This is a genomic window from Megasphaera cerevisiae DSM 20462 (assembly GCF_001045675.1).
GTDB classification, from domain to species: domain Bacteria; phylum Bacillota; class Negativicutes; order Veillonellales; family Megasphaeraceae; genus Megasphaera; species Megasphaera cerevisiae.
Map to the genome: position 1 here is coordinate 33,771 of NZ_LEKT01000014.1, position 26,056 is coordinate 59,826.

The 26,056-nt window shown below is 42.8% G+C and carries 27 protein-coding genes; 3 read left to right on the top strand and 24 right to left on the bottom strand.

Going from position 1 to position 26,056, the window contains the following annotated elements:
- Positions 1 to 9: 9 nt before the first annotated feature.
- Positions 10 to 2,808 (bottom strand): isoleucine--tRNA ligase, encoded by a 2,799-nt coding sequence (gene ileS / locus AB840_RS05905; protein ID WP_048513935.1) that lies wholly within the window; start codon positions 2,806 to 2,808, stop codon positions 10 to 12.
- A 611-nt stretch (positions 2,809 to 3,419) separates the two neighbouring features.
- Here ileS and AB840_RS05910 point away from each other — a divergent pair.
- Entirely contained in the window at positions 3,420 to 3,911 is a 492-nt protein-coding gene (locus tag AB840_RS05910) for an HD domain-containing protein (RefSeq protein ID WP_048513912.1), read from the top strand.
- A gap of 31 nt (positions 3,912 to 3,942) precedes the next feature.
- Complete coding sequence (locus AB840_RS05915) at positions 3,943 to 4,665, top strand: NAD-dependent protein deacylase (protein WP_048513913.1); 723 nt, start codon at positions 3,943 to 3,945, stop codon at positions 4,663 to 4,665.
- 53 nt (positions 4,666 to 4,718) lie between these two features.
- On the opposite strand, the gene AB840_RS05920 is transcribed toward AB840_RS05915, so the two are convergent.
- From AB840_RS05920 to AB840_RS06015, 23 genes are all read right to left on the bottom strand, one after another.
- Positions 4,719 to 6,593 carry a heavy metal translocating P-type ATPase gene (locus AB840_RS05920; RefSeq protein ID WP_048513914.1) on the bottom strand — a complete coding sequence of 625 codons (1,875 nt, stop codon included), beginning with the start codon at positions 6,591 to 6,593 and terminating at the stop codon, positions 4,719 to 4,721.
- A 206-nt stretch (positions 6,594 to 6,799) separates the two neighbouring features.
- Positions 6,800 to 7,075, bottom strand: coding sequence for a metal-sensing transcriptional repressor (locus tag AB840_RS05925; RefSeq protein WP_048513915.1), 276 nt, complete (start codon positions 7,073 to 7,075; stop codon positions 6,800 to 6,802).
- Between the two features lie 24 nt (positions 7,076 to 7,099).
- Positions 7,100 to 9,463: an endonuclease MutS2 gene (locus tag AB840_RS05930; protein ID WP_048513916.1), complete on the bottom strand. Its 2,364-nt coding sequence runs from the start codon at positions 9,461 to 9,463 to the stop codon at positions 7,100 to 7,102.
- Between the two features lie 18 nt (positions 9,464 to 9,481).
- The gene (locus tag AB840_RS05935) at positions 9,482 to 11,902 is read right to left on the bottom strand and encodes a DUF3656 domain-containing U32 family peptidase (RefSeq protein WP_048513917.1); all 2,421 of its coding nucleotides are present in this window, start codon (positions 11,900 to 11,902) and stop codon (positions 9,482 to 9,484) included.
- Positions 11,903 to 11,937: 35 nt separating this feature from the next.
- Positions 11,938 to 12,087, bottom strand: a complete 150-nt coding sequence (locus AB840_RS17070) for a hypothetical protein (RefSeq protein WP_159445804.1) — start codon at positions 12,085 to 12,087, stop codon at positions 11,938 to 11,940.
- A complete protein-coding gene (locus tag AB840_RS05940) occupies positions 12,084 to 13,178 on the bottom strand; it encodes an iron-containing alcohol dehydrogenase family protein (protein ID WP_048513918.1) in 1,095 nt (364 codons plus the stop codon). Before AB840_RS05940 ends, AB840_RS17070 begins: the two co-directional genes overlap by 4 nt.
- Complete coding sequence (locus AB840_RS05945; protein WP_048513919.1) at positions 13,178 to 13,702, bottom strand: gamma carbonic anhydrase family protein; 525 nt, start codon at positions 13,700 to 13,702, stop codon at positions 13,178 to 13,180. The genes AB840_RS05940 and AB840_RS05945 overlap by 1 nt, the downstream gene beginning before the upstream one ends.
- A 167-nt stretch (positions 13,703 to 13,869) precedes the next feature.
- Positions 13,870 to 14,595, bottom strand: coding sequence for a DUF554 family protein (locus AB840_RS05950; RefSeq protein WP_078791724.1), 726 nt, complete (start codon positions 14,593 to 14,595; stop codon positions 13,870 to 13,872).
- Between the two features lie 707 nt (positions 14,596 to 15,302).
- Positions 15,303 to 16,028 (bottom strand): PmeII family type II restriction endonuclease, encoded by a 726-nt coding sequence (locus AB840_RS05955; protein ID WP_048513921.1) that lies wholly within the window; start codon positions 16,026 to 16,028, stop codon positions 15,303 to 15,305.
- 2 nt (positions 16,029 to 16,030) lie between these two features.
- Entirely contained in the window at positions 16,031 to 17,155 is a 1,125-nt protein-coding gene (locus tag AB840_RS05960) for a DNA cytosine methyltransferase (protein WP_048513922.1), read from the bottom strand.
- A gap of 333 nt (positions 17,156 to 17,488) precedes the next feature.
- Complete coding sequence (locus tag AB840_RS05965; RefSeq protein WP_200809949.1) at positions 17,489 to 18,172, bottom strand: DNA-methyltransferase; 684 nt, start codon at positions 18,170 to 18,172, stop codon at positions 17,489 to 17,491.
- Positions 18,173 to 18,344: 172 nt separating this feature from the next.
- Positions 18,345 to 19,043, bottom strand: coding sequence for a hypothetical protein (locus AB840_RS05970; RefSeq protein ID WP_048513924.1), 699 nt, complete (start codon positions 19,041 to 19,043; stop codon positions 18,345 to 18,347).
- On the bottom strand, positions 19,031 to 19,378 hold the full coding sequence (locus AB840_RS05975; protein ID WP_048513925.1) for a hypothetical protein: 348 nt from the start codon (positions 19,376 to 19,378) through the stop codon (positions 19,031 to 19,033). The genes AB840_RS05970 and AB840_RS05975 overlap by 13 nt, the downstream gene beginning before the upstream one ends.
- A gap of 7 nt (positions 19,379 to 19,385) precedes the next feature.
- A complete protein-coding gene (locus AB840_RS05980) occupies positions 19,386 to 20,222 on the bottom strand; it encodes a ParA family protein (protein WP_048513926.1) in 837 nt (278 codons plus the stop codon).
- 280 nt (positions 20,223 to 20,502) lie between these two features.
- A complete protein-coding gene (locus AB840_RS18255) occupies positions 20,503 to 21,084 on the bottom strand; it encodes a DUF6076 domain-containing protein (protein WP_407657340.1) in 582 nt (193 codons plus the stop codon).
- The gene (locus AB840_RS05985) at positions 21,081 to 21,428 is read right to left on the bottom strand and encodes a hypothetical protein (protein WP_048513927.1); all 348 of its coding nucleotides are present in this window, start codon (positions 21,426 to 21,428) and stop codon (positions 21,081 to 21,083) included. Before AB840_RS05985 ends, AB840_RS18255 begins: the two co-directional genes overlap by 4 nt.
- On the bottom strand, positions 21,425 to 21,973 hold the full coding sequence (locus AB840_RS05990) for a hypothetical protein (RefSeq protein WP_143745068.1): 549 nt from the start codon (positions 21,971 to 21,973) through the stop codon (positions 21,425 to 21,427). Before AB840_RS05990 ends, AB840_RS05985 begins: the two co-directional genes overlap by 4 nt.
- 178 nt (positions 21,974 to 22,151) lie before the next feature.
- Positions 22,152 to 22,346, bottom strand: coding sequence for a hypothetical protein (locus tag AB840_RS05995; protein ID WP_048513929.1), 195 nt, complete (start codon positions 22,344 to 22,346; stop codon positions 22,152 to 22,154).
- Between the two features lie 183 nt (positions 22,347 to 22,529).
- On the bottom strand, positions 22,530 to 22,811 hold the full coding sequence (locus tag AB840_RS06000; protein WP_048513930.1) for a hypothetical protein: 282 nt from the start codon (positions 22,809 to 22,811) through the stop codon (positions 22,530 to 22,532).
- A gap of 97 nt (positions 22,812 to 22,908) precedes the next feature.
- On the bottom strand, positions 22,909 to 23,463 hold the full coding sequence (locus tag AB840_RS06005) for an N-acetylmuramoyl-L-alanine amidase family protein (RefSeq protein ID WP_048513931.1): 555 nt from the start codon (positions 23,461 to 23,463) through the stop codon (positions 22,909 to 22,911).
- Positions 23,463 to 23,912, bottom strand: coding sequence for a phage holin family protein (locus AB840_RS06010; protein ID WP_200809948.1), 450 nt, complete (start codon positions 23,910 to 23,912; stop codon positions 23,463 to 23,465). Before AB840_RS06010 ends, AB840_RS06005 begins: the two co-directional genes overlap by 1 nt.
- The gene (locus AB840_RS17075; protein ID WP_159445803.1) at positions 23,909 to 24,061 is read right to left on the bottom strand and encodes a hypothetical protein; all 153 of its coding nucleotides are present in this window, start codon (positions 24,059 to 24,061) and stop codon (positions 23,909 to 23,911) included. The genes AB840_RS06010 and AB840_RS17075 overlap by 4 nt, the downstream gene beginning before the upstream one ends.
- Entirely contained in the window at positions 24,054 to 24,500 is a 447-nt protein-coding gene (locus AB840_RS06015; RefSeq protein WP_048513932.1) for a hypothetical protein, read from the bottom strand. Before AB840_RS06015 ends, AB840_RS17075 begins: the two co-directional genes overlap by 8 nt.
- A gap of 47 nt (positions 24,501 to 24,547) precedes the next feature.
- Here AB840_RS06015 and AB840_RS06020 point away from each other — a divergent pair, with 47 nt between their 5' ends.
- Complete coding sequence (locus tag AB840_RS06020; RefSeq protein ID WP_048513933.1) at positions 24,548 to 25,573, top strand: tyrosine-type recombinase/integrase; 1,026 nt, start codon at positions 24,548 to 24,550, stop codon at positions 25,571 to 25,573.
- Positions 25,574 to 26,056: the final 483 nt, after the last annotated feature.

Consider the following 26,056-nt stretch of genomic DNA (forward strand, 5'->3'; position numbering starts at 1 on the left):
TCCAGTTAATTAGTCGCCCAGTACCGCTGCACAGCGAGAGCACAAGGTCGGATGCCTCGGATCAGCACCGACGGTTTCACTGTGAATCCAGCAGCGTTCACATTTTTCATGGGCAGACGGAACCACAATAACCTTCATATCTGGATGATCTTCTCCCGGCACTGCGTCCGCTGGGGCATTCCCTTTAATCAGTTGAACTTCGCTGACAATGAGAAGCATTGCCAATTTATCCTTCCACTGAGAAAGAAAATCATACTCTTCACCATCAGCATAAATCGTTACGGCAGCTTCCAGAGCATGCCCGATCTGGTGTGCCTTGCGAGCCCCTTCAAAAATGCGTGTCAAATCGCGGCGATATGACAAGAAAGCATTCCAACGACCTTCCAAATCGTTGTCAAGATATTCTTTATGCGCTTTAGGCCAATCAGTAAGAAGTACACTTTCTTCTTTATCGCTGGTCTTGGGCATATACATCCATACTTCCTCTGCCGTAAAGGACAAAACAGGGGAAATAATCTTGACCAGTGTATCCAAAATCTGATACATCGCTGTCTGTGCGCTGCGGCGGATCTGTGAATCTGTTTTTTCCGTATACAGGCGGTCTTTAATCACGTCAAGATACATGGCACTCAGATCGACGGTGCAGAAATTATGGATCGCATGATACATAACGTGAAACTGGTAATTTTCATAAGCTTCCGTAACGGTTTCATATACCTGCTCTAACCGCAGCAGTACCCATTTATCAAGTTCCGTCATATCTGCATATGCCACGGCATCTGCTTCCGGATTAAAATCATCAAGGTTCCCCAGGAGGTAGCGGAAGGTGTTGCGAATTTTGCGATATACATCACTGAGCTGCTTCAAAATTTTGGGAGACAGTCGAATATCCCCTTGATAATCAGCCGAGGAAACCCACAAACGCATAACGTCCGCGCCATACTGTTCAATGACTTCCTGTGGAGCCACTGTATTGCCGACGGACTTACTCATCTTGCGGCCTTCGCCGTCGACAGTAAAGCCATGTGTCAAAACAGCTTTATACGGCGCATAGCCATTGATGGCAACAGAGGTCAGCAGTGAAGAGTTAAACCAGCCGCGATGCTGGTCAGAGCCTTCCAGGTACATTTCGCACGGATAATCCAGATCTGGATCATTATGCAGCACACCTTGATGAGTGCAGCCGCTGTCAAACCACACGTCCATAATATCCGTTTCCTTTTTGAATTCCGTACCGCCGCAGTGCGGGCAGGCAAAGCCTTCCGGCAGTAATTCCTTTTCATCGTGATTCCACCATGCATCGGAGCCTTCTTCAGCAAACAAGGTCTGCAAATGAGCAATCGTATCGTCGTTGATAATATGTTCACCGCAGTCTTTGCAATAAAAGATAGGAATGGGAACGCCCCACACACGCTGGCGAGAAATGCACCAGTCACCACGATCGCGGATCATATTATAAATGCGTTCATGCCCCCATGACGGAATCCATTTTACGCGGTCGATTGCTTCAAGAGCCTTCTGACGATACCCATCTACAGATGAAAACCACTGTTCTGTCGCCCGGTAAATGATCGGATTTTTACACCGCCAGCAATGCGCATATTGATGGCGGATGGATCCCTTAGCAAAAAGCGCACCGATTTCGGCAAGGCGCTTAATAATAGGCACGTTCATATCAAAGGCAAATTTTCCTTCGTACTCCGGAACCATTTTGGTATAGCAGCCATCGGAGCCGACAGTGCCAATCGGCTTGAGACCCCAGGAAGCATATTTCATGCAGACTTCAAAGTCGTCCTGGCCGTGGTCAGGGGCCGTATGAACAAGGCCGGTCCCGGCTTCAAGCGTAACGTGAGTTCCTAAGATAATGGGAACCTTACGGTCCGCATAGAATGGGTGCTGGAAGACAAGACCTTCCAGTTGTTTTCCGGTCATCACTTCCGGCAGTACTTCGTATGATTCTATTTTACCGGCCTTCATCGTCACGTCAACAAGATCCTTTGCCATAAGCAGATAGTCTTCACCGGTCTTAACCCATACATATTCAAATTCTTCATTAGCACAAATCGCCATATTGGCAGGAATAGTCCAAGGCGTCGTCGTCCAAATCAGCGCCGAGACGTTATCCGGATTAGCTTCTTTGGGCATATGGCAATTCAAATCGACAGCTTTAAATTTGACATACAGAGAAAAAGACTTGATTTCTTTATACTCGATTTCTGCTTCTGCCAATGCGGTTTCACAGTGCGGGCACCAATATACAGTCTTCAAGCCTTTGTAAATATATCCTTTTTTAGCCATTTTCCCAAAAACGCCGATCTGAGCCACTTCGACAGATTTCTGCAGTGTCAAATACGGATGTTCCCAATCACCGAGAACACCGAACCGGATAAAGTCGGCTTTCTGTTCTTTCACACGTGCCAATGCATAATCCCGGCACTTAGCTCGCAGATCCAAAGGCGCCATTTCGTGACGGTTGAGACCCGTATCTTTGATAACGGCATGTTCAATAGGAAGGCCATGTGTATCCCAGCCTGGAACATATTTCGTGTAATACCCATTTTGAGTTTTATATTTCAGGATAATATCTTTTAATACTTTATTCAGCGCATGACCGATATGAAGTTTGCCATTAGCATACGGAGGGCCGTCATGCAGAATAAATTTAGGCGCACCATCCCGTTTCTGCAGTCTTTTTTCATAAATAGCATGTTCTTGCCAGAATTTCAAAAAATCGGGTTCCCGCTGCGGCAAATTACCGCGCATAGGAAAGTCTGTTTTTGGCAAATGTAACGTCTTACCGTAATCCATCATGTTTCCTCCTCTTAATGCTAAAAAAATAACGTCTTCATCCCAAAAAGGGACGAAGACGTAATCACCGTGGTACCACCCTATTGACCGCCGAAACAGCCACTTTACGCAGATAACGGCGCGACCCGCCGGCTGTTTTTCAGCCGCAGCTCCTAAGTGATTCGTCTGCATACTGTCTCTCCCGGGCTCACACTCTCCCCGGTTCGCTGCAAGGACTTCGGATACAGACCGTCTTGTTCATCGCTTTTATTGCTATATAATTAACCTTATATATAGACGTATTTTAAAGGGTAATATGTTATTTGTCAAGAGGGGAGTGTCCATACAGATAGGATATATTTCCTTTTTTTATTTCCAGATCTTTATTTAGAGAAAACTGCATCACAAGACCCCCCTCCGATACTCGCTGCCAGAAACACAGGCTTACGTTTTGCTTATTTTGCTCTGAGTTACTTTGACGCAGCAATTCCGTGTCTTTCATATCCTTATTATGGACAGTCTCAGATAATTACCATACCTAATTTATTGCTATACAAGGTTACCCAATCTATTTTGTTTTTCTTTACTTGCCTATGTAGTATAATAAAGAGCAGAAAGGCAGGGGATTTACTATGCTATCTATTCCACAACTTATTCAGGCTGCCATTGTATTTGACCATGGCGATGCCAAAAGGATTCATCATTTCTTAAAAGTATATGCATATGCCGATATCATCGGCCGCCTTGAGGAACTGCCTGCGCATACACAAGAAACGCTTGCTGCCGCCGCGGTACTTCATGATATTGGCATTCATGCCGCTGAAAAAAAATACGGCAGTTCCAGCGGAAAATATCAGGAATTGGAGGGTCCAGCACCGGCACGGAACATCCTGACGGTACTTCATTATCCCATCCCCGTCATAGACCGCGTCTGCTTCCTTATCGCTCATCATCATACCTACGACCAGGTCGACGGTTTGGATTATCAGATTTTACTGGAGGCAGACTTTCTTGTCAATGCTTATGAGGATGATCTGCCTCCGGCCGCTATTCAAACCTTTTGTCAGCGCGTTTTCAAAACTAAAAGCGGTATTGCGCTGCTGCAAGCTACCTACAACATATGATAAATTAATTATTTTTTAAGGAGGTTTTATCATGAATTCTATAGATACCTTTACAGATCTGGTCTCCCATTCTGACAATATTGTTTTTTTCGGCGGAGCCGGTGTTTCCACGGAAAGCGGTATTCCTGACTTTCGCAGCGTCGATGGACTGTATAATCAAACCTATCAGTACCCTCCTGAAACGATTTTGAGTCATTCGTTTTATCAAAATAATCCCGAAGAATTTTACCGGTTTTACCGGGATAAAATGCTATGTCTCGATGCTAAACCAAATATGGCTCACATCAAACTGGCGGCACTGGAAAAAGCCGGAAAGTTGAAAGCTGTCGTTACACAAAACATTGACGGTCTGCACCAAAAGGCCGGCAGCAAAAATGTCTTGGAACTGCATGGCAGCGTCCATCGCAATTACTGCCAGCACTGCCATCATTTTTTTGATGCTGAATATATCCTTCATTCCATAGGAGTACCAAAATGTGATGCCTGCGGCGGTCCTATCAAACCCGATGTCGTCCTCTATGAAGAGGGTTTGGACAATACGGTTATCGAACAGGCACTATACTATATCAGCCATGCCGATATGCTTATTATTGGAGGGACTTCTCTTGTAGTATACCCGGCTGCCGGTCTGATTCGGTATTATAATGGGCACAAACTGGTGCTCATCAATAAATCCTCCACAGACCTGGATGGCTCCGCCGATTTAGTGATCAGGGGACCTATTGGCAAAGTTTTCGGCCATATTAAGCTATAAATCTTATAAAAAATTTCCAGATTCTGTCAGCAGGGGCACCTTCTGAAAATTTCTTATCCATACTTTTTCCATTTTAATAAAAATGCTGAATGTATGATAACAAAAACAGAGCCGGCATTATGTACCAAAGCTCCCATAACAGGATTTAAAATACCAGCGACAGCCAACGATACCGCAACAAAATTCAAGATCATAGAAAAGGCAAGATTCCATTTAATCGTACGCATCATTTTTTTTGATAGTGCCAGCAGATGTGGTAATTCTTTCACGTCATCATCAACCAACACAATATCTGCTGCATCAACCGCAATATCACTGCCAACACCGCCCATGGCAATCCCTACGTTGGCTAATTTCAAGGCCGGCGCATCGTTAATGCCGTCACCAATCATGCAGACCTTTTGGTTTTTCTTTTGATAGGCTCGTATCCACCCTAATTTATCTTCCGGCAGGCACTCGGCATGCACTTCCCGAATTCCAAGCCGCAATGCAATGGCTGCCGCAGCCCGCCGATTATCACCGGTAAGCAGTACAGGCTGGACCTGTACATCCTTAAGCCGTTCTATCATTGACGCGCTTTCCTTTCTTACCGTATCGGACAATGCCAAAAATCCTATGTATTGCCCCGCTGCCGCCACATACATAATCGTACAGCCTTGTATCACATGCGTTTCGGCGATCCCTTCCGCAGCGGCAGAAATAGTGATTCCCAAATGCCGCATGAGTCCCCGGCTACCTGCGGCTACTTCCGTATGTCCAACCATGGCAGTAACACCAAATCCAAGGATCAGCCGAAAGGACTGCACAGAGGGAAGGATAGTACCATAACGCTTTTTAAATCCTCGTACGACGGCTTTTCCCAAAGGATGCTCTGATGATCTTTCCGCAGCGGCAGCAAGAGTATATACATCCTGATCCGTCATGGATACACTGGCTGAATGGACAGCGGTCACCTGCGGAAGGCCGTATGTCAATGTCCCTGTCTTATCAAAAGCAATGCGCGATACCTCCGCCAGCCGCTCCAGCGCATCGCCTTCCCGGACAAGAAAACCATGCTTTGTTACATTGCCGATACCTGCCATAATAGCTGTTGGTGTAGCCAGCACGAGCGCACAAGGGCAGAAAACAACAAGAATAGTAACAGAACGGATAATTTCTCCCGTAACCAGCCAGGTCAGTATCGCTGCCGTTAGTGCTGCGCCAACAATCCACACAGCCCAGCGATCGGCAATCCCGACGATTCGTGCCTTACCGGCATCGGCAGATTGTACCAGACGTATCATTCGCTGGATAGAGCTATCCTCTCCAACCTTAGCGGCTTGCATCGTAAAAGCACCGAATTGATTGACTGTTCCGCTGGAAACAGCATCACCCGTCTTTTTATCTACCGGAAGAGACTCACCAGTCATAACAGCTTGATTAACAGAAGTCTGCCCGGAAATAATAACACCGTCCACAGGAATTGTCTCACCTGGAATGATCCGGAGAATATCTCCAATCCGAACCTGATCAGCAGGCATGATCTCTTCAAATTCGTTTTTGACGACACGGGCTGTCTGCGGTGTCAAATGAACCAGCTTTTCAATACCAGCACGTGCTTTCGCTACAGTCATATCCTCCAGCAAAGCGCCTAACTGCATGATAAACGCCACCTCCCCTGCCGCAAAATCTTCACCGACAACAACTGACGCAATCAAGGCAATTGATACCAGCACATCGGCTTTTACATCAAATTTAGTAACTAAGCCAATTGCCGCGTCCCATATAATCGGCATGCCGCAAAGAATAATGGCTACCCATGATGCATCAAAAGGTAGTGGCAGCAGATCAAATATACTGATAATCAAAGCAATACCAGATATTCCCAATAATGCAATATCTTTTTTTATTCCTTCTATTTTCCATATATCTTCCCATCGTTCCGTCATATATACCTCCCTCAAGTGATCCCGCAGCCAATGCACTTCTTATCAATACTTTCAAATATCTATCTAAAAATAATGGTATATTGCGCATTTTATAGGTATACCCCTATATGTATATTTATATTATACATATAGGGGTATACCTAGTCAAGATATAAATAAAAACGGGATCAGTCACATTCAGCCCGTTCCCGTTTTATTTGTATTCGTTATTTCATATTGGCAAAGCGTTCCACAGCCTTCGTAAAGCTGTCAATCGTCTTATCGGCATCTCCATGCTCGATCCCATCACGTACACAATGTTTGAGATGTCCTTCCAAAATAATCTGCCCGCATTTATGCAGTGCAGATTTTGCCGCATTGATCTGTGACAGCACATCTTCACATGGAATATCTTGTTCGACCATACGGTCGATAGCTTGCACCTGTCCGATGATTTTGCTTAAACGGCGATGCAGATTATCTGCGTCCATACATTGTCTCATTAGACAGCCTCCTTTTTGTCGTGTTTAAAAATATACCAGTGTAACACCGGCACCGCCGCCTTCTACGTCGTCAAGACTATATTTTTTGACAAAAGGCTGGCAATCTAAAAATTCGTGAATCTGACGGCGCAGCGCGCCGCTTCCTTTTCCATGAATAATCTTAACAGGACTGAATCCGGCGGCCAGAGCTTGATCCAAAAACTTCTCCACCTCCGGCAGTGCCTCGCTATAGGTTTTACCAATGACATTGAGTTCTGTAGCGACGCTCGCGGTGCGGATGGGACGGAATGAAGATGCCGCCCGAGCCCTTCGTTCTTCCTGATTTTCCTTTTTAATTTCATCCAGATACGGTGCGCTGATATCCTTTAGCCTAACACGAACCGTTATCCCATGAACCGATACAGTCAGTTTATTACCGTTTATTTCCGTCACAGTGCCCAGACCATCGAGAGAATTGATAAACACGCTCTGCCCAACCTTAAGCTGTGCCGGATCAACAGAATCCCGCCGCGGCTTTTCTTTATCCGGCAGAGATATTTGCTGAATTGCCTGCCTAGCTTTATCAATGGCCCGAGCCTTTTCCTGATTCGAGCTTTCCCTGGACAGCTGCTTCAGGTCGCGAATGATTCTTTCTGATTCAATACGCAGATTTCGCTTCAAGTCAAAGGCCTCCCGCCGGCTGGAATCAATAATATCCTGGCGTTTGGACGACACTTTTTCCTTTTCCCGGCGCAAGCCGTCCTCTATATGACGTACTTCAGACAGTCGTGTTTCCAGTTCTGCCTGTTCTTCATCCATCCGCTTTGATTGGCTGTTAAGTTTTGTAAGAATTGCCTCCATATCGATATCCTGCGCCCTGCTGCGTAGCTCTCGCGCCCTGTCCAAAATATCTGCTGGCATTCCCAAGCGTTCGCTGATGCTGAAGGCATGACTGCTTCCTGCCGCACCAATACGCAGTTTATACGTCGGTTTAAGTGTTTCCACATCAAATTCCACATGACCGTTTTCAATTCCCGGAGTGTTATACGCATAGTTTTTCAAATCATTATAATGCGTTGTTACCATGACGCAGGGTCCTTTTTCATACAATGCCCCGAGAATGGCAATGGCCATGGCGCTGCCTTCGGCCGGATCAGTACCGGAGCCCAATTCATCCGCCAGAATAAGATCATCAGATCCGCAATGCCGGAGAATATAAACAAGCTGCTTCATATGACTGGAAAAGGTACTTAAATTTTGAGAAATATCCTGTTCATCGCCAATATCAGCAAAGACATCCCGGAACACGGGCAGCTCCGATCCTTCTCCCGCGGGAATAAACAGACCGGCCTGATGCATCAGTACAAGAAGTCCTAAGGTCTTCATTGCCACCGTTTTCCCGCCCGTATTAGAGCCAGTAATAAGAAGAATACGATATTCCCCGCCAATAACAATGGTATTGGGTACGACCTGTGCATCATCAATCAATGGATGCCGCGCCTGCACCAGCTTAACAAGCCCTTTTTTTGATATGTCAGGACGGCAAGCCTTCATTTGGATCGCCAGCTGCGCTTTGGCAAAAACAAATTCCAATGTACCTACACAGCTTGTGCTTTCAGCCAGTGCTTCATATTGTTCTTGTATGCTTGCCGTGAGACGCCGAAATATCCGTTCTATTTCTTTAGTTTCGCCGATACGGGCCGCCTGCAAATCATTATTGGCATTGACGATAGCCAACGGTTCTACATATAGCGTCGAACCGCTGGCTGACATATCATGGACAATCCCTGGAAATGCATGCCGGTATTCCTGTTTAACCGGCACAACATACCGGTTATTGCGAACCGTGACAAGAACATCCTGAAAATATTTCTGATATTCTTTATTTTGCAGAACGTTGCTGATATACCGTTTGGTCTGTCGTTCCAATTCAACAATGCGACTACGCAGCCGCATTAGCTCCGGGGAGGCATTATCACGGATCTGATGATTATTGTCAAATACGGACGCCATTTTATGTATCAAAGGAGAGAAATCACCGATACGCACTGATGCTTCTGCAAGCTGCGTATACCCTTCTTTTTTATCGAAAAAATAGCTTCGAATCTCACGATACCGCTGTATATTCATCCATATATCAATACACTCCTGCGGCTCCAGGGGCACTTCCCGCCTCGCTTTTTCCAGCGATGGACGAATATCGACAATACCGCCAAAGGGTACTGAATCTTCGCACTGCAGACAGCGAAAAGCTTCTTCCGTATCGTTCAGGCTCTTTGCCACCATTTCCATGTCACTGAAAGGCTTGATGCGGCGCGCTATTTCTTTGGAAAGACGCGACGGCGCCAAGCGCACAAGCAAATTCTGCACCTGATAGAATCCCAGAATTCGCAAACTTCGTTTATTCATACATTCATACTCCTGATATTAAATAATTCCACGAAAAAAATGTCCCCGCGTAACCTTCCGGTCTTCCTTGCTAAAAAGCATGGTTTCCGTTCCGTCACATAAGCGGCGATATTGTTTCGTTATTGATTCTATCCATGCCGTGCTCCGTCCACGCCCTTCAATTCGCAGAAGTGCAATGCCAGACCGGGACAGTTCGCTGAAATACGGCACCATATCCAAATCCCGACTATTTAAGATATGATTGCGGCAGTACTGATCCGTCACAATAGGAAATAATTCATCATGTCGGTCCTTTAGAGTAAAAGCAGACGTCGTACAGACACTGGGACAAGCCGTTTTATTTCCTGTACCGGCAAAAGCCGCAAGCGAACAGTATTCAGTCACCATCATTTCCAATTTTCCCTGCACCAATACCTCGATAGGACAATCAGAGTTTTGGACAATGTGCCGGATCTGCCGCAGCGTGGCCTCCGGTGACAAAGTAAGGCCGGCGCAGCCTAAGCGCTGGTATTCCGCAGCCGCCTTGCTGTTAAATATATTCAACGGCCAATCGGCATAAACAGGAACCTGCACCTGCAGTTCTCTTGCCAGCATCAAAACACTCATCGCACCAGCATAGATACCATCTACCCCGCTTTGCAATGCCCATTTTATCTCATCCCGTACAGCTACCGCTGTATTCTGACAGATGATACGAGGAGTCGCCGCCCACAGGGACACGCCATGCTGATGTGCAGCCTGCACAGCTTGCTGCCATGCTGACAATGAAAAAGAACAATGGCAATAGGATTCGCCGCCAAAAATAATACGTCCGGCCCCGCCGCGTACTGCCGCCTCAACACCCAACAGAGAATCACATCGAACGGCAATATCCAGATCCGGGATACAGTCTGACACCGTCCCTGTAACGGCAGACAGCACTATACGGTGGGATCTTGGCCGTGTATATTCTCTCAAAACATTTTGCTTTATCATTTTTACAGCCTGCCGGCGCAGTGTATTAAGGACACTGGAAGGAATCATATACGTTTCATCCCATATAGATGCATCAGCTAAAACAAACGGCGTATCTCCCAGACGATTCAACTGATTGTATATCCATGCTGCGGTGGCCGGTCGTTTAGCTGCCTTCTGCACAATATACTCTGATGAAAATTCCGCCGTATGACCCGCTTCATCCCAAGCGGTCAGACGCAGCACTCCTTCTACCGTTATATCCACATGAAAATACAGCGGCAGACGCCGTGTTAGTCCAACTGACCCACCAGACCGGTCCTCCCTGCGAGCCAGCCGGTATAATATCCCTGTATGCAGATCACTGCGGCGAAATTCCAGCGTAAATCTTTTTTTATCCATAAAAGATCCCAGCGCAGACCGTACTTCATCAATACATTCCCGACCATCCTGATTTAGAATTTTCACCATATCACCAGTGGAGACCGGTTCATCCAGAACGGCCTCCGCCATATTCCCCCGGCAGATCGTTATTATACCGATCCGATGCCCCTGATTGCCTCCGGCCTTTTCAGTAATCGTCCGCCGCCCAACCCGATGGGTCAGGAAATCCTGCTGATACATACGATTAAAGCTTTCTTCCACCATTTCCAACGAAGTCTGTAGAATCTGATATCGATCCTTATGCGGACGGCAATGGGCATCTATAACCCGACGATAGGCGTGAACAACAGAACGGACATAACCAGTTCCTTTCATACGTCCTTCTATTTTAAATGAGGAAACCCCCGCATCTATAAGAGCATCTATATACGGCAGCGCATTCAGATCTTTCAGGCTGAGAAGATATTTTTCCTGCCGAGTCAGAATATCTCTGCCTGCCATCAGACGATACGGCAGACGACACGGCTGCGCACAGGCGCCGCGGTTGCCGCTGCGGCCACCAATAAAACTACTCATAAGACATTGCCCTGAATAGGACATACAAGACGCACCATGTACGAATACTTCAATTGCCATTGAAGTATTCGCACAAATATAGCGTATTTCTTCCAGCGAAACTTCCCGAGCCAGCACGACCTGAGTAAATCCCAACGCTTCCAAAAGGCGTACACCATTCAAATCGGCAACTGTCATTTGCGTACTGCCATGAAGCGGCAGCAACGGTACAATATCTCTCGCCAAAGCAGCCACCGCCATATCTTGTACAATAATTCCGTCGACCTGAACAGCATCCAGCTTCCGCAAATACGCCGCCAGCTCCGTCAGTTCCGCATCCGCAATGAGGACATTAACCGTCACATATATTTTTACGCCGAATACATGTGCTGTCTGGACTGCTTCCTGTAATTCCACGTCATCCAAATTATGCGCAAATTTACGGGCATTGAATAATTTACCGCCCAGATATACAGCATCAGCCCCCGTATTGATTGCTGTCAACACCTGTTCCAATGAGCCCGCCGGCGCTAATAATTCTGCCATGAATCCTCCTCTGCTGCCACATCAAACTAAAAATTCTATATCTTATCAATTATACCATATAAAAAGACCATCTGCAGTAATTCCCCGGCAAGCAGCCGCTGCCCTATAATATGCAGCAATTTTTCAAAAGCTGCTGCCACATATCGAACACCCATACAATTCAATTCTATATAATCACAAATCATTTAGTCTTCAAATGCCTATATAAAGAAGCCACAACCTCCGGTGTAATATCATACGATGTATTTTGAACAGCACGGGCAGGCATGGTAAGCGCAACATACGAATCGATTTCAGACGCAGTCAAATCCACTGAGTCTGGCATAATATCCTTGATAAAGGAAGCTAAGTCCCTCCACCCCGAAAGTCCCAGTATTTCCCATACTTTTTCTGCCTTATCCGGCATAGATGCCTCCATAAGTTCCATATACCGGGGCAGAAGCAGCCCATTCGCCCGTCCATGAGCCAGCCCTTTATAATACGTAAGCTGATACCCCATGCCATGAACCAGTGTCGTCCCTGTCTGAGCAATGACGATTCCGGCCAAGGTTGACCCATACATAAGATCTTCCCGGACGGCATACGAAAGCTCACCACGAAGCTCCGTCAAATGCATTCCCAAAAAACGCAGGGCTTCTTCTGCCCAAACATCGCTTACGGGAGTTGACTTTCGGGACATATAACCCTCTACGGCATGGGATAACGCATCGACAGCGGTATCAACAGTAACCGTTTCAGAAACACTCATCGTAAAAGACGGATCTGCAAAAGAAAGGACTGGAAAAATAAGAGGCGTATTGACAGACTGCTTCGTGCCGGCATGCGGATTGGTCAGCACCCCTACCTTAGTCACTTCACTGCCCGTTCCCGAAGTTGTCGGCACCGTGACAATAGGCAGCGGCTTGCTATATGGGCCTGTAAACAAAACAGCATCATCCATCTCGTTGGTACACAATAACGCGATGACCTTGGCCGCATCCATCGGAGACCCGCCGCCAATGCCAATGACAAAATCCACTTGTTGTTCTCTTCCCAGCGCTGCGGCCTTGCGGACAGTCGCAATAGATGGATTATTCTCCACTTCGTCAAAAACAATCCATGAAATTCCAAGCCGATCCAATGTATCCGCCAGCGCCTGCTGTGAACCATTGATTTTTGCTGAATGACGCCCCGTCACCAAAAGAGCCTTCTTCCCCAGCTGTTGCAGTGCGGCACCGGATTGGGCAATACAATTTTTTCCAAAATAAAGCCTTGTCGGCATTTCGTACATAAACATTATTCATGCCTCCTGTTTTTTTTATATTTTTGTGCAAGTTCATAATATTCCATAACATCAGTGCGCACACCCGCAATTTCTTCGTCCGTTACAGAGCGTATAACACGAAACGGCATGCCATAAGCCAGCGAACGCGGCGGTATTCGTTTGCGCTGCGTCACCATCGTACCAGCCCCGATAATTGATTCGTTTCCAACCTCACTGTATGGCATCAATACCGCTCCCATACCAATCAAACAGCCGGTTCCCACAAAAGCACCATGCACCAGCGCATTATGTCCAATCATCGTATAATCGCCAATCTCCAGAGATTGATCTGGCTGTACATGGACTGTCGAATTATCCTGTATATCGACATATCGCCCGATGATGATACTATTTTCATCACCACGTATAACCGTATTCGGCCAAATCCCCGCGCCCTCCTTGATAATAACATGTCCGATAATAACAGCCGATTCAGCTATATATGCTGTCGGATCAATCTGCGGTGTATATCCGCCAAAAGAAATAATCTGTGCCATCGCATTGCACCTCCGCTGCTTTTGATTTACACTTTTACTTTTATTCTAGCATACGAAACACCAGCCATACAATGAAACTCTAAAATATCCTGCATAAACGTATTCCGCTGGAACATTTCCATTTTAATGGTAGTGCCGTAACACAAATCCCGCACGTCTTACCTAAATCAATGAATAAAAAAGATTCGGGCCACACCATCGGCCAAAAAGACAATAAGCAAAGCAGGCAGCAAATTAATCGCATTAACAGACTTAAAATTCAATATATCTAAGCCTATTACTAACGTAATAACACCACCAACAGAAACAAAATTATCAATAGCCGTAGCTGTAATATATGGAGCCATAAAGGATGATAGAAAAAACAACATCCCCAAAATAACACATTGCGGAATAATAATAAGCAGCATAGGAAATCCTAACACAGTCGCAAATGTAAAAGCACCAAAAACATCCATCACACTTTTGGCAATTAATATCGTTGCATCACCATTCAATCCTTCTGTAATCGCTCCGAAAATATTAGTACCGCTGGCACAAAATATCATCATTACCAATAGATATAATGAAACATACTCTTCGTTTGACATTTCTTTTTCCAAATTGAGCATGAGAAAGATTTTTTGAGCTGCTTTTTTGACCAGTTTATAAATCTGAATTTTCTCTCCAATGACAAGACCTATGCCCAGTGAAAATAACACAATAGATATATTTTCTTGCCTGATCAAAGAAATCACACCTATACAAACAGCTGATATCCCCGAAAAACTCATAAGAAATTGAAAAGTTTCCCTTGTATACCTTCCTTTTACCAAACTTCCTACTATCGTCGCCACAAAAATCACAGAACAATCTATTATAATCCCCATCGGCAGCATACTATTTTCCATCATAACTCCTCCTTGTAAACTAATAATCGCCTTTAAAACAAGACAATATATCTTCACACAGGAACTACTTTTTGTAAAGTATGTCTTCTATATAAAATTGTAATACATCTTTTTATTGCCGCGTATACGATAGGTCATTCATATGGTGATTTATGCCGCTTTTCTACTAAAGCCTACATGGCTGTCCGGAGCCGCTGCCCCGGCAAAAATATGTATACAAATCGATGCCTAACAGAGTCGCTTCTGTCCGAATAGCGATTATCATTTACTAAACGTTCCTTTTAAGCAGGAACGAAGCCCGCTGCCGAAAAAAATTAACTCCTTTCTATTGCCAGCAATATTATAACAGTTAGAGCTAAAATGCTTAACTCCAAATAAGCAATATGAATTTTATTTAACTTTAAAGAAAATTTATACAACAAAAACCGGCATAAACACTGGGTTTATGCCGGATATTTGTGCATAGGTATGTAAAAGAATTAACGCTTCGATAACTGTGCCCCGCGTAGTTATGCCATCTACAGGTTATTTTGTATATTGTATGTAGCTTGCAGTTCATTACCTTCCCGCATTATATCACATTAAAACAGTGCACTCATATAATACATTTAATTGTATCTATCCGCCGTACTGCGATATCATAATACACTATTTATTAAATACTAATCAGCTCAAAAATATAACATACTCCTGAAAAAAACTTATAAAATTTATTTTCCTGAATTAAATTCTAATAATTTATCCCAATTAATGCTTCCATCAGTTGTACAAAATTTATTTGCAAAATCACGAACCATTCGATTTTCGGCTTTCTGATAAGCCTCATTAAAAAGTAAAGCATAATGTTCTGGCATATCTTCCATATATCCAATTAATTTTTTATAAAAATTAGAATCTCCCGTAATTCTTTCCCAAAATGCTTGTCCCGCTAATTCTTGGTATATTCTCGGCATTCCACGCGTACTTAATCTTTTTTTACCATAGCTATATCCGATAATTGCCTCATATCGTTGTTTTGCTTGTGTCGCCAATTTTGATGCGGCTATAAAATTCTGTTCCTGTCTTTTTTTACTGTCCGCATTATATACAGATGTACCACTTTTTACAGCAATAGCTGTTACACTATTATCAGAATGATTATAAATAATTAAGTCAAGACCTTCCGCTAAAGCTTTTTCTCCACCACTAGCAGCAATTGCTATTGGTTCAAAAAAACAATTCCCAAATATAGTTTCTTCACTAGAAGAGATAAAAGCAAACAAAACTGATCCAACTATATCAGTTGCACTATGCATCGCCTTAGCACGATAGAGATAAGGATTTTTACGACGCATAATTAAATCTATATCTATCGTATTTAGTTTATCTATAAGTGTTTTGTAAAAAGTATCTAACGCGTGTCCGATAGCTTTTTTAACATTATGTTCATCATACATAATTAATTTCCTCCCAACGTCAGCGCCTCTTGAATCTTATTATGAATACTTGTCCCTCTGAACCGTTTTGTTTTTACAATTGCCGTCCCATTAGCTGTTGCCATTATAGCTTTACCAATTTCACATGCGAACTTAACAGGCACCGCATTACCAATTTGACGATATTTCGCTGCTGTCGTACCTTGAAACACCCAGTCTGTAGGAAAACCTTGTATGCGAGCATATTCAGCCACTGATAAAGGTCTATCTTTAACTGGATGGCACATCATGGTAGCTTTTTGTACTGGTGAAGTAACAAGAGTTGGTGCTGGTTGGTTATAAGATAGGCGGCGATAAAAACCCACTTTACCACCTCCTGACTCATATGCACCTCCCATTGCTTGTTTCAAAATATTCACAGGTAAATCATGCCAATTTCCACCTTGCGGTACCATATGCAAATATTTAAGTCTTTCCGCACTAAATGATGCACAATCACCATCGGCATTTTCCATTTCCTTTATTGTTTCTCCTAATGTAACCCAACGCATATTAATATCCTGATGCATAGAAAAATTTGTTGGTATAGGTAAAAAGATGTCTTCATTATCACGACTACCTATTAAAATAAAACGTTCTCGAAATTGTGGAACACCATAATTTACAGCATCCAGCACCCCATAAACAGTCTTATATCCAAGCTTATAAAACTCTTTCAAAATAACCTCCAATACCGAACCTAAGGGAGCAGTATTGGCTATTCTAGCCGACATTAAGCCTTTAACATTTTCCATTAAAAAAAAACGTGGCCGGATAAAATCAATCATACGTACAAAATCCATAAACAAACTACCTCTAGGATCATTGATACCCAATCGTTTACCTGCTGTTGAGAAAGGTTGACAAGGCGGCCCTCCACAAATCAAAAATGGTTCTCCCTTTGTCATTCCTGAATAAGACAATATTTTCTCAGCATCAATTTTTCGGATATCACCAGCGATTGCTTGATGCTTGTTTTTCTTCATTGTCTCTACACAAAATTTATCAAAATCTTGACCAATGGTAATATTCATTCCTGCATCAATAAGACCTAAATCAAGCCCCATTGCACCAGAAAACAATGAAATTACTTTATAATTATAACTCATGATATACCTCTTCAAAACATTAGTATTTACATTATAAGTTATTTTTCAATAAAAAAATAGTTTACTTCAAATATTAATTTTGTTTTATAGGAAGCCACAAGATAATGTGACTTCCTATATTAAAATCTACGTATCAACAACTAAAATTATCTACATAACACAAAAAGTGGCTCCCCTAGGATTTATCCCAAGGTAGTCACCATTTTTTTTTACGCTAATTTATCATGTATCACAACACCCACTAAGATACCGCACCTGGCAGCCCAAGTATCACGTACTGTAAAATCATTATTTGATTGCATGACAAAACCCCTCGTAGTCCGGCGCTTTTATTTATCCAACTTCTTTTATTCTCTTCTCAGCTATATCGTAGTACACTTTCGTCTTTTCAAAGCCAATATATTGCCGGTTATGCTTCTTGGCTGCTACGCACGTCGTGCCGCTGCCAGCAAATGGATCCAGAATCACGGAACCTTCCGGAACGATCTGGACAAGCTCTTCCATGAGCGGCGTCGGCTTTCCGGTCAAGTGAAATTTGTCCTTATGCCGCACCGGGAAATCATAGCAGCCCGGATACGGTCCTGCATGCTTGGCATGTGGACACTTTCCATTTGTGCCCCATACAATATATTCACACTGGTGTCTAAAGTAGCCTTTATGCGGTGCTCTGGCTCCGCCACCTTTATTCCATGCGACTATGCCTCGCCAAATCAATCCGCCCATCTGCAAGGCATCTGAAGCGGCGGGAAGCTGCCGCCAATCCGTAAACATCAGGAAGTATCCTTCCGGCTTCAGGACACGCTGGCAGTCGTTGATCCACAACGCACACCAATGCATCCAAGACCGCTGATCCATCGTATCGCTTGCGAAATCCGGCCGATGGACAATAACATTAGAAGATTGTTCATACTTGCTGGACGGAGTTTGAGCTCGCGCATTTGCTGTTTGACCACCGCTGCAGTACGGCGGATCTGTGATAACGGCATCTACAGAGTTATCTTCAAGCTGCTGCAGCAATTCGATTGAATCGCCGTGTGTAATCTGATTTAAAAACTTTTCGTTCGTTTACAACCACCTCGTAATAATAGATTTTGACTAGTCTACTGGTATTGTAACATGGCGACGGTCATGAAGCAAACATTTGTTCTTTGCCAACAATATATTAATTGCAATTATTACTATCACTTTGTCATTGACAAGTTTTAAATAATAGTTCTAACATTTCCTTCCCTAATAAATATTCAAAAAAAACTTTTTCTCTATGAAAACTTCCATTAATACTTTCCCCGTTAGATGATATTAATAATTGATCGTATATTTTTAAAAGTTTCATAATACGATTAAAATATTTATTTATATTCCGAATATGCTTTCCGCCCACACATTCACATAATACTGTTGATAATTCGGGATTTAAAAACGTGGATCCATGAATATACGCACATGAAGTTCTGTATTCACTTTTTATAAAAGAAAAATCTGTTTCTAAAAAATCAAAAGAATATTTTTTCCCCTGCAATGCTTCAAACGATTGACTAGTAATATGTCCGTCGTGCACCTGATCATTAATTATAGCTCTAGTATAATTCTCGATAATTGATCTCTCATCAAGATAGGCATACCTAACTTGCCCCTCCACAAGATTTACAATTAAATTATATAAATCTGAAATTATAACTTTATAAAAATAACAAGGCATAATTAAGTCTATTTGTTTAAAAAACAAGATATGTTTTGCAATATTTCTAAAAAAGCTTTTTGACGCAATAGTAAAAACAAACTGATTTTTATCCGATAGTTTTTCTATCGCCCTTATAAATCTATCAATATTTGATTTTGCATAATCTATTATTTCATATGCGGGATCATCACTCATTACCGTATCCATCCATCTAAACTATCCTTTCTATTTTGTTGATTTTGATCATTATTCATTTCTTCTATCTTTACTTCTATGAATTTATAAAGATCTTTTTTATATTGTTGCTCACTTTCCTGCATCGTTATAATTTTACTTACTTTAGCAACAATTAATGTTCTAGATTTCATTACATATGGCTTAAATTCTACGTGGAGTATATCACATAAAAAATCGTTGATATCTTTATTTTTAGGAAATATCATTTTAGAAAATAATAACTCCACAAAAATTCCTATCAATTTATACTTTGGTATATTTTTGCTTTTTAATTCATTTCTATATAATATCAATGAGGTATACATAAAAAAACTACTCCTTATATTTTTCGATCTTATCTAAAAATTCTAGGCTAATAGCTTCAATATCTTCTTTTGATGATTGATATTGAGTGGGTATCGTACCTGATTTACCATACTGAAGATTATTAACTATACCAGTTTTAGATGAAAAAATATCAATTCCATTAACGGCTTCCTTACTTTCAAAACTAGTTTTTAAGGCTTCTTGCTTTGCAGACCCGGTATTACTAACCATTGTATAAACTAATCCTAAACATTTTAAATCAATTCTTTCTGCCCGAATCAAACTTTTTACTGCTTTTTGTAGTGATGCAATTCCAATAATAGAATATCTATCAATTCTATTGGGAATTAAATAAAAATCAGAAGCCATAAGTGCACTGTCTGTGTATATTGTAAGGGTAGGTGGACAATCAATAATAATATAATCATATTTTTCTTTCAAGCAATTATCTTTAATGAAATTTCTTAATCGACTAACAAACGTATGATCGCTTACTTTATTGACTAAAACCAAATTTAAATCACCGCATAAAATATCTAAATTGTCCTTTAAATTTATAAGTAAATTACTAGCTGAAGGCGTTTCATAACTATCTGTCATGTCATTTTGCAGTCGAAACAAGCTATAAATGGTTTTTTTATCTTTTCGTACTTCATTCTCATAGAATTCTTCCATATTTTTATAATAAAAATCCAAAAATGCTTGTGTTCCATTAAATTGTGGGTCCGCATCTATAAACAAAATTTTCTTTCCTTTTTCTGACAAAAAATCTGCTATTCCCACACTTAAAGTAGTTTTTCCCACGCCACCTTTCATATTAATAATTGAAATAACACTTCCCATATGCGTCGTCTCCTTTAACATTGTTTCCATTGCGATTAAAGACAATATTACTTATTTAAACTAAATTCTCTAACTATAGAACTAATTCCTGCCTAATTTATGTAAAAATACAAAATGTTTTTTTATCAAAAAAATATCGTGCTAAATGTTGCTAAATAATTTTTTTTATAATAATAACAAAGCGCCGGCCAACTCATCAGAGCAGCCCGGCGTTTTTATCATCCAACTTTTTTTATTCTCTTCTTCAGAAATAGATTTTGACTGGTCTGAGGCTACTTTATCACGGCGGTGATTGTGTGATTGTGTTTGATTTTTGTCGCCTTATGCTCAATAAATATTTTGCTATGCCTGGTATCTCTTTATCCTTTATTTTATAGTTTCTTACTAATGCACAATATGATCGGTATACTCGGCGGCATACTGGCGAACAAGTACTACTTTTACGCATTGCGGGGACAAATAATTTACCACAAATGATACAGTTTTTTTCTTGCCGATTTATACGTCTTTGAGCGTTGCGCTGCTCAATATACGATGGCCCGTATTTCTCGGCACCGCGCGTTAACCATCCGCGGCTTTGTTCCCGATCCACTTTTTTGTACTCTTCCGGAGCGCATTCAGGGCAATATCTCTGACGATGCGACATCATGACAAACGGCTTACCGCACACGTCACATTTGCGGATCGTCACACCAACAATTATATTCTTTCCAAGCTTTCTATTTAATTTTGCACGCTTATCATATATTTTTTTATTATCGTGACGGCATTGAGGGCAATGCAATACCCTGGGGCCGCCCTGAAATTCTATCCCGCATCGCTTACATGTACGAGTATGTAGAGATGTCTGCCCTGGTCTCATTGCCCTAGCTTTTCAATTAATTTTATCCGCTGCGCAATAGATAAAGACTCTATTTTGCGCAGCAGCTTTGCGCGTTGCTCTTGAGTCCCGATAGATGCGTCAATAATATCAAGATGCATACCAGCTACCTTGCTACGACTGATTACGCTGCCGCAGATGACATCTGATAAAATATTAATTTCTGTATCATCAAAATCCGGTAAATTAGTTAGGGACATGATAATGCCGTATCGATCGACGATTTCCCCCAGCCGACGAGAAAAGCCGCCGTTGCGGCGGTCATTTGATTTTGTTTTTTCTGCGAGCTTTTCCAACGGCTCGCTCATATAAACTGTTCTTTTCATTTTAATTCCTCCCTTTTTATTTTTTTGACTTTTTCTTCAAGCGGCCTGAAGTATTTTTCTTCGGCGCCTTTCCGCGCGGTAATTGCATCATCTAATTTTGCGTATGATCCTAAATGGATTTGCTTGCGGCCCACCGTGATATATGCGCGATATGCGCCATTTTTAAATCTGCTGACACCAGTAATACCGGTGCCGGAGTTTTTATTAGTTTTGCGGTCAATGTAAGCCGCGGTGAGCCCATGGCTGTGTATGCAGTCCATAATCCTTTGGCCTTTTTGTTTGCCGCGCAACTGCGCCGTGGTTTGAGCTTCCGCTCGTCGGCATCCGCAAGACTTAGAGTGTCCCGACGTGAGGCTTTGATTACCAACCATTTTTTCTATGCCGCAGACACAGCGGCATAGAGATTTTCTTTTTTGCACATCCGCTTTTAAGACAGTCCAGTAGCCGTATTGCTGGCCGGATTTTACTTTGCCGCCCTTAGGCCTGCACATAGTGCAACCGCATGATGTGGATTTACCTTTTAGCAGACTGTAAATGTCAACCATTTTTTCCTTGCCGCAAACACAGCGGCATAGAACTTTGGTATATTTTAAAGAGTAATCCGGATCACGTATCACTGTCCATGAGCCAAATTTGTCGCAGATATGTATGTCATATTTTTTGATTTTTGTTTTCCCCCTTTTTATAACTCAAAAGGGGGCGCGGTTAAACGCCCCTCTATGTTTATTTAGTCAAAATCCAGTATTCGCGATCGACGTAGTTGGTTGTATCCCAACGGGGACGATCTATTGTGTACCCCGTTCCAAACTTTCCGGAATATTCATTTACAACCCCTGCAACCTTGCGGCTTACATAGCCGCGATGCGCTGCCGCATGATGCAACGTGCAAGTTTTTTTAATTTCGTCGATTGTTTTCATAATGATCTCCTTTGCGCTCTTCCTTGCGGTGGCGACTTAAGTATTTTTGTAAGGGTTATTTCCCTTTTCCTTGATTATATAATACCATTTATACGTATAAATGTCAATAGTTTATATGTATAAAATAAAAAATGGGCAAAAAAAATAAGGCATCAGCCGAAGCCAATGCCCTGTACTTACTTCTTATTTCTTTACTAATTCTGTCAGCTCGCTCTGAATAATTGCCACAATGGACGTAACAGCATTATTGATCGCCGTGACGTACAAGCGATTCCGAATTTTCACCCACACACTGGATGTCGTGCTGATTTCTGCTTCCAGTGGATCCGTAACGGTCTTGATCTGTGCCTGTACCAACGGTGTCAGCTCATCGACGCTCAACCCGGCCAACAAGGATGCTGCCTGATCTTTAGCAAGTGCGGTTACTTCTGTTGCTACGGTGTTCAAAATTTCTTCTTTTGTCATGATAATTTTCTCCTTTAATATACACTAAAATTCATAAAATAGTAATAAAATATGCTTGGCCAAGCTTATTCCTGATGCTTTTATGCACAGGTTTGTATTACAGCGTGCATTGATAGTCAGTAATGCCTCGGGCAATCGCACGGGCGAAATCGTCTTCTTGGTCAACGAGCAATTGTGCATCAGCATCATTGTCAATAAATGCCATTTCCACAAGGCACGCAGGCATATCCGTATATTTGAGAACAATCAGCCCCGGCATTTCTTTCACACCACGGTCAACAGTGCCAATGCTATTGACAATTTGAGACTGAATGCATTGTGCCAGCCGCCCCCCAGCGCTATTGCTGCCATAGCATTCGACTTCTGTGCCCTGAGCCTGCGTATTGGCTGCATTGCAATGCAGACTGACAAACACATCTGCCGGCCAATCATTTGCCGCTGCACATACAGCAACAGGACGATCATTATATTGACTATCAAAATATAAATTATCGCTCTGCAGCAATTGCACTTCACAACCAGCAGCTTCCAAATAACTTTTCACACGATTCCCTACTTTGGCAGCAACATCACATTCCCGCAAACCGCTGTTAGGATTGACAGCTCCGCTGTCATAATCAAGATCGTGCCCCGGATTAATAAATACTTTCATTATTTTTGTTCTCCCTTCTTCTCACACGCCAGTTGCTCTAAGGTATCCCGTAATTTTTGCGGAATCGGCAGCCCTGCTTTCCCTGCATTTTCAAGGATAGACAGGCCTTCGTTCCCAATAAAAAACCACACGACAATCGACTGCATCGCCGGTTGTCCTGTGGCTTTATCTAATTCATGGGCCAGAGTAACTAATAATAAAACAACTATCTTTTTACAAATGCCTTTAAATCCTTTTTGGCTATTTAGTGCCAGGCTTGGATTGATGTAGGCCGCCAATATTCCCGTAATGTAATCAATCACCATGGCTACAACAAGGGCTTCGATAATGCTGTTCCATCCAATCAAAAAAGTAAATACCGTGCCCGCAACTGACACGGCGGTGCCCCATTCGATTTCTGTATGGACTGGGGCCATCCCTCGAAAAAAATTTACGATCGCTTCAATCATTTAGCTTCCCCCGTTGTGGTTGTATTTTCAGCCGCTTCTTCTTGCGCTGCCGCTTGCATAATTTTTGCCCGGATTGATTCTGGGCATTTTTCATTGGTACAATATCCCGCATCATCTAGCTTTTTACCACAAAATTTACATCTAGCCATTATTGATCGCCTCCAGTTCTGCCGTATAGGCCGCCATTAACGCTGTGTATTCCGTTTGTAATTCCGTCACAGTTGCCGTATCCCCTGCCAATGTGGCCGTAGCCAATGCATCCTTTAGCTCTGCAATCTGCGGCTCATACTTAGCAGCCACCACGTCCGCCTGTGATGCTTTCTTTTCTGCTGCCGTAGGTTCTGGGGCTACGTACTCAATTGGTTTCCCGCTCGTCATATCCCGCACATATCCGGCAAGATATTGATTGTAAATATCCGCGGTCAGAATCTCAACCACAGCCGCGTCCGTAAACTTGTTTTTGGCACTGGCTATTATATCTGCCGCTTTGCCGTCATCCGGCCCGCAAGAGGATATATCGCATCCTATGCGCTTCCCGGCGCTGTCAAACGCACATACATAATAGTTAACGTTACTTGCAAAACTCATATCGTCATCTCCTGTATAATTAAAATAAAAAAAAGGTGTGTGATACTATGCGTAAGCCTAACGGCTACGGCAGCATCAAAAAATTATCCGGCAACCGGCGGCGGCCGTTTGTTTTTTGCGTGTCTGAAAACGGACGACAAAAACCGGTGGAATATTTTACCAACCAAGTGGACGCGGAAATTTATCAAGCAGATTACAACAAAATCCATTATCATCGCTCCCTTCCGGGGCATCAAATCACATTTGCGGAATTATATCACCGCTGGCTTCCGGCACACATTGAACACTACAATCCATCATCCAGCACAATTGACAGTTATCATAATGCATACCGGCACTGTCAGTCGTTACATTACATGTCCTATTCGGACATCAAGTATCAGCACCTGCAGATGATCATGGACGGCATGCGAAAAAGCGGTCTCTCTTACAGTAGTTGTAAAAAAGTCCGCTCCCTAATATCTTTAATCTCAAAATATGCGATTAAACTTGAATATACAAATAAAAACTATGCGGCCTTGCTCAATATTGGCCGTAATAAACCGGTGCGGCCGCACAAGCCATTCACCCGCCAAAAAATAAACCGTCTCTGGCAGCACACTGACGTCCCCGGCGTGGACACCGTATTGATGCTACTATATACGGGAATGCGCTGCGGTGAACTGCTGGCCCTTGAAAAACAATATGTAAATGTACGGCAACGGTATGTCCGAATTGTAAAGAGTAAAACCAAATCTGGATTACGTATGATCCCCATTCACGAACGCATCCTCCCGCTTATTGAAAACCGTATGTCCATACCAGGTAACACTCTCGTTTGTGATACAAATGGGCTGCCGTATACCTATAGCCGATACTGTACGCTTTGGGACAATGCCATGCAGCTCATCCACGCTAATAATCATACGACCCACGATTGCCGACATACTGTCGCAACGTTACTAGACAATGCGGGAGCCAATGAAAATGCTAAGCGCCGTATCTTAGGCCATGCGACCGGCGACGTGACAGATCGCGTCTATACTCACAAAGGACTTAGACAGCTCCGCAAAGCTATTATGTTGCTTAAATGATGTTACTACTACGATACTAGTAAAAAGAGCTTGTACCTGCCATTGATGCCTATTTTTTATATATCCACGGTGTTACTAATAGATACTAACAAAGACAGCCAATTTGACCTATATTTTCACTTTTCTTTGTGGAGATACTGTCATACTTGGCTGTCTTTTCACTTTCTCATTTTTATAAAATAGCTGAGAATATACTGCTTATCCCTTTCTTTGTATATGAGTAGAAAATTTTCTACAGTGGGGATTGTTTAGTATTGGTGCCCCCTTGGCCGGCGCACAAACGATCACATTCCCACTTGAAATTAATCAAGTCCTTTTGCCCGTGGTCACAGTCGATTCTGCGGCAGACGACATGATTGGCGTCGAAAACATATCCGACACAACTATAACCCTTACAAAAGGATCACACGACCCCACCGCCCGCACGGGGCATTGGGGATTAATATGTAAGTAAACAGTGGGTATCTACCGAAGCTCCTGCCG